Annotated in this window: 8 protein-coding genes and 1 pseudogene; all 9 read left to right on the top strand. The window is 66.9% G+C overall.

Features of this window, described 5'->3' with window-relative positions; genetic code table 11:
* Positions 1-238, top strand: a 238-nt coding sequence (locus DCI01S_RS17650) for a hypothetical protein (RefSeq protein WP_167349578.1), incomplete at its 5' end; no start/stop codon positions are given.
* 96 nt (positions 239-334) lie between these two features.
* A complete protein-coding gene (locus tag DCI01S_RS15940) occupies positions 335-940 on the top strand; it encodes a hypothetical protein (RefSeq protein WP_061230126.1) in 606 nt (201 codons plus the stop codon).
* Between the two features lie 136 nt (positions 941-1,076).
* Positions 1,077-1,373 carry a hypothetical protein gene (locus tag DCI01S_RS15935; RefSeq protein WP_156482650.1) on the top strand — a complete coding sequence of 99 codons (297 nt, stop codon included), beginning with the start codon at positions 1,077-1,079 and terminating at the stop codon, positions 1,371-1,373.
* A gap of 497 nt (positions 1,374-1,870) precedes the next feature.
* A pseudogene (nrdH, locus tag DCI01S_RS17995) lies at positions 1,871-2,101 on the top strand (glutaredoxin-like protein NrdH); the annotation flags it as partial.
* Between the two features lie 443 nt (positions 2,102-2,544).
* Positions 2,545-3,021: a hypothetical protein gene (locus tag DCI01S_RS15925; RefSeq protein ID WP_061230124.1), complete on the top strand. Its 477-nt coding sequence runs from the start codon at positions 2,545-2,547 to the stop codon at positions 3,019-3,021.
* Between the two features lie 38 nt (positions 3,022-3,059).
* On the top strand, positions 3,060-3,626 hold the full coding sequence (locus DCI01S_RS15920) for a DnaB-like helicase N-terminal domain-containing protein (RefSeq protein WP_061230123.1): 567 nt from the start codon (positions 3,060-3,062) through the stop codon (positions 3,624-3,626).
* Positions 3,627-3,650: 24 nt separating this feature from the next.
* On the top strand, positions 3,651-3,839 hold the full coding sequence (locus DCI01S_RS15915; protein WP_061230122.1) for a hypothetical protein: 189 nt from the start codon (positions 3,651-3,653) through the stop codon (positions 3,837-3,839).
* Positions 3,836-4,240: a helix-turn-helix domain-containing protein gene (locus DCI01S_RS15910; protein WP_061230121.1), complete on the top strand. Its 405-nt coding sequence runs from the start codon at positions 3,836-3,838 to the stop codon at positions 4,238-4,240. Before DCI01S_RS15915 ends, DCI01S_RS15910 begins: the two co-directional genes overlap by 4 nt.
* 35 nt (positions 4,241-4,275) lie before the next feature.
* Positions 4,276-4,572, top strand: a complete 297-nt coding sequence (locus DCI01S_RS17415) for a hypothetical protein (RefSeq protein ID WP_156482648.1) — start codon at positions 4,276-4,278, stop codon at positions 4,570-4,572.
* Positions 4,573-4,821 lie beyond the last annotated feature (249 nt).

Raw genomic sequence — 4,821 nt, 5'->3', positions numbered from 1 at the left:
CACCAAGCCTGGCGAACTGGTCGACAGTTTCACCCTCGAAAGCGAGGACGGCCAGATCTACATGGAGATCCGCCTCATGCACGCCGACGACGGCACCGAGATGCTGTGGCACTACGAAGGTGACCACTTGCTCCTCGTCCATCCCGCCGCCCGTTGCGCACGATGCAACACCCTCATCACCGGCGACTACGCCGGAGGCTGCTGCTTCGACTGCATCGACGGACTCGTCATCGGATGAGACCACCACCGGCCCGCTACCAGCGGGCCGGTGGCTCAGACCGCACCAACACCGAGAGGGCAGCAAGCCCCCGGAAACCCCAAGAAGGAGAACACCATGAGCACCACGACCGCCGTCACCGCCGCGCCGAACACCGAACCGGCCCCCACCACCGACGGCCACCACGCGCCCGCCACCACATTCCTCGTGCCCGCCCAGGCGAAGATCGACGCCGCATACGACGAAATGGCCGCACACCACGTCGACCCGAGAACTGCCCGAGTCTGGCTCAGCGAACTCGTCACCCGCACCGCGCGACGCCGCCAGGCAGACACCACCGCATCAACCCAGCCGTCACCCGTTCAGCCCGATGGCTTCGAACCCACACCCCAAGAGCATGAGGCAATCCACCGCATCATGACCGTCGCCCTCGCCACGGTCAATGGCCGACGCGGTCGCCTACGCGACCTGCTCGACCGCCACCTCGCCACGCCCGCCGGATGCAGAGGGATCAACGCCGCCGCCGAACTCGTCGCCCTCACCAACATCGGCACAGACATACGGACCCGCCGCACCCACACCCAAGTCATCCGCGAACCCGACCGCGCCACGTTCTACATCTCAACCGTCATCGAATGGGGCACCCGATTCCGCGCACTGTCCGCCACGATCCACCGCGACCACCGCGACCACTACCGAGTCACCGGCTTCTTTATCCTCTAACCCGCAACCCCGGTGCAGGCTCGCCCTGATGGGCGAGCCTGCACCGCATTTCACACCCCCACGCAATCCACAGACGAACGACCAAACCACTGTGGGGCACGCCTTCGGCCCGCCCCACAGTGGCATCCTCACGTCCATGGACACGCCGCTCACCGGAACCATCGACCAGGTCACCGACCAAGCACTCAAGCTCGCCCGCGCCGGCGACCACCGCGCACGGCCTGCCCACATCAACGGAAAGCGCGGAATCCTCACCCCACACACCACAAGCGACGGCCAACTCGACGCCGACGACCTCGCCGCCCAGGTATACGCACTCACGCTCGGACTGGCCTCAGACACCGGCAGCTACACCGGAGGACACTTCACCGCAGGCGGACTCGGCTACTACTCGCCCGCACCCGCCGACCTGGACGAACCGACGGGCCAGTAAGAGCAGGAAAAGAACCATCTGCCCGACCGGGGTGACGGTTCTAGCCCCAGCTCCCGCGTGCAACGCCCTTTGGCGCCTACCGAACGCCAGCCCCAACGCGGTCACAACACCCACGAGCCCGCTGGGGCGAACCGGTGGGAGGCCCTCTTTCCCTGCCACGCCGATCATTGGCGCTCCACTCCCGGCGTCAAGGTCGGCACCCTGCGGGTGCGCCGGCTCCGCCAACAAGCCCCGGACGCGGTCGCTGCGCTCCCTTATTTCGCCCGGACCTTCTTGGCTCCACCGCCGTCCCCTCTCTTGACCCCGTCCGCTCCGCGCCATTTCGGCAGGTGTCAGGGAAAGGGGGACCATGCGCGAGACGGTCCGACACGAGCGCCACGACGAACCAAAAAAGCCAGGTCAAAGTACAGAAAAGGCTTTACCACTAGTGCCACTAGTGCTAGTATGGAGCCATACCGAGAGGGCAGGAAGCCCCCGGCAACCCGAGGAGGAACACCATGAGCATCACCGTTTACACCAAGGCTGACTGCGTGCAGTGCGACGCCACCACGCGCACCCTCGACAAGGCCGGACTGGCCTACGAGGTCGTCGACCTCACCGCCGACGCCGACGCCCTCGAGTACGTGCGAACCCTCGGCCATTGCCAGGCCCCGGTCATCGTCACCGACACCGACAACTGGGCCGGCCATCGCCCCGACCGGATCAAGGCACTCGCCCCCACGGCTGCCCGCAGCCCCGAACGCACCCAGTTCCTAGTCGACGTTCTCAGCACCGCCGTCGAGACCGGCATCGGCTACTGGGCCGAGACCGTTCACGTCGAGGACCAGACCGGGACCACGCCCGCGGGGGACAACCTCGACCCGCTCGGATCGGGAGGCGACTGCTACACCGCCACCGTCCGCGAGTACGAGACCGGCGACGAGCACCACGTCAACCTCGACACCATCGTCCGCGGAGCCAGCCTGCTCGCCAAGAGCAGCATCGACAACGACCTCGTCAACGACTTCCGCGAGGCCAACCGCACCAACGGCGACCGGGGCGACATCGACGCCAGCAACGCCGACATGGCCCTCCAGATGGGCATCTTCGGCGACGTCATCTACGGCTGACCTCCCCCCGACCCACTGCCCATCGCCGCGAGGCAGACGGGCGCCCCGAAAGGACCACCACCATGCACGCTCTCAACCACGCCGAACTGCGTTTCCTCCTCAAGACAAACTCCCTGCATGGCCTCGGACGCCTCGCCGCATCCCCGGACACTGAGATCCCCCACATCGTCGCCAGCATGTCCTCTGGATACGGCGGCGGCCTCGCATTCGAGTACCGCAGCAAAGGGGTGTCCATCTGGACCGGGACCAACCGTCCCTGGAACAGCGAACCGGACCACCACATCACCTGGACCCAGATCCGCCGCCACATCAGCCGATACGTCACCGAGGACTTCACCAACGCGTTCCGCGAAACCGACCGCAAGTGGTGCCACGCCAAGGTCGGAGACCAGACCCCCGGCGCCCTGTACTGCCACACCGACGCCGAACGCGAAACAATCGCCGACCTCGAAGCGCAGCTGCGACTCCTAGCCGCGCCCATCTGGGAACCGGCGACCACCATCGAAGGCGAACCCGAACAACTCGACCTGTTCGCCTAACCGGCATCACCCACCACACCGCAGAGACAGGACAGACAATGAGCATCATGACCGCCGAGCAGCACGCCAGCGCCGACCCGGTCGACGTGGACGACCTCGCCGCCGCCGACGCTGCTCCCACCGTCCCCGAGCTCGACCCCGAGGCCGCCCTGCTCTGCGCGCTCCTGCACACCAACGACACCGCCGAGGCCCGCCACATCGCCGCACACCTCGAGGCAAGCGACTTCCTCAACCCCCGCTACGGCGACCTGTACAGCGTGATCGCCGACCTCATCGCCGCCGACGAACCACACCACGCCACCCGAGTGCTCTCCGCACTCACCAATGCCGGCCGAATGGCCGGCCACCACGGTCAGCTCCTGGCCGACGCACTCCAGGTCGTCGCCCTGCTCGGAACCCCCGCCGTCGGAGTGCGTACCCTCGCCGCCGACGTTCTCGACGCCTCCTACCGCCGCCGCTTCGCCCGCACCGCGGCCCACCTCACCCGCGCCAGCACCGAAGCACCCACCGACGACCTCATGGACCTCATGGTCGAACAGGGACGCGCCATGCGCCGCGAAACCAAACGCCGCACCTCCCTCGCAAATGGCCATGACCAGGCCTGAACAAGACCCCCAAAGGACCACGCCATGACCTTCTTCGTCGGGACCGGGCCGAGCGAACTGCACGCCCACATCGACCTCGATCACCGCATCACCGCCCACCATGGGAACACGCAGCGCCCAACAACCCACGTCCTCGACGTCACCCACGACCACGGACACTGGGCAGTGCTCGCCAACGTCAGCCTCGACACGATAGGGGAGGAGAACGCATGACCCCAGAGGAAGCCCGCTCACTCGGCCGAGCCATCCGCATCACCCGCCTCGAAACCGGCATGAGCCAACTGAAAGTCGCAGTCGCGGCCAACATCAGTGCAGGACAACTAAGAACCTGGGAACGCGGCAGCGTGCCCGCCCGCCGCGGCAGACCAGCCCACCCGCCGACCATCACCCGAGACGACTTCGAAGCCCTCGCCGCCGCCCTCGGCAACATGCCGGCGGACATCGCCGACCGCGCCGCACTCACCGCCAACACCAGAGTCCTCTACGGACTCGAACCACTCGGGCCAGCCCGCACCGTCGTCGGAGGACGCGAGTTCGACCTCACCGACGCTGAAGCCGACCGCGCCGCGGACTTCATCACCGGACTTATCGCAGCCCGTGACCTCGACCGATAAGGGAGTGTCCGACCGCGAGGCTACGGTGCCGCCACATGGCAGCCCCCGACACTGTCTCCCAGCTCCAGAAGGCCGCAGCGAGTCTCGACGACACCGAATTCCTCGAGCACCTGCGCTGGCACCGCGCCGTCACCGGCCTGCCAGACCTCGACTGGAACGCCCCCGGCGCCTACCGCCAGGGCGTGACCGAGCTGGCCGAGGCCCGCGCCCAAGAGCTGTTGCGCGACGTTCGACGCGCCAGCCGGGATCCTCGACGCCACCGACACGGAGCCGACGGCAAACCGACATTTCGTGACGGCCACACGCTGCGAAGTCGACATTCCTCCGCGTAATGGACCCTCGGAGGCCGCGTGGATGGATGACGCAATCCACATTATCGGCACACATCTGACACTGGTCGACTACACCGGGCTTCTGGCCGAGATTGGGCGTCGGCCTAGTGTGCGAGTACTGCGCGAGCGTGCCCGACGGAGCGACCAACTGAGGGGGCTACCCCTGTGAGCCCTTGGTGACAGGGGCTTCCTGTCTGTGGACTAACCCGGGTGATTCACGGGGATCTGCGGATCGCTGGGCGAAAATAG

The sequence above is a fragment of the Dietzia cinnamea NBRC 102147 genome, from assembly GCF_001571065.1.
Taxonomy (GTDB): domain Bacteria; phylum Actinomycetota; class Actinomycetes; order Mycobacteriales; family Mycobacteriaceae; genus Dietzia; species Dietzia cinnamea.
This window is presented reverse-complemented; position numbering and strand designations above follow the sequence as displayed.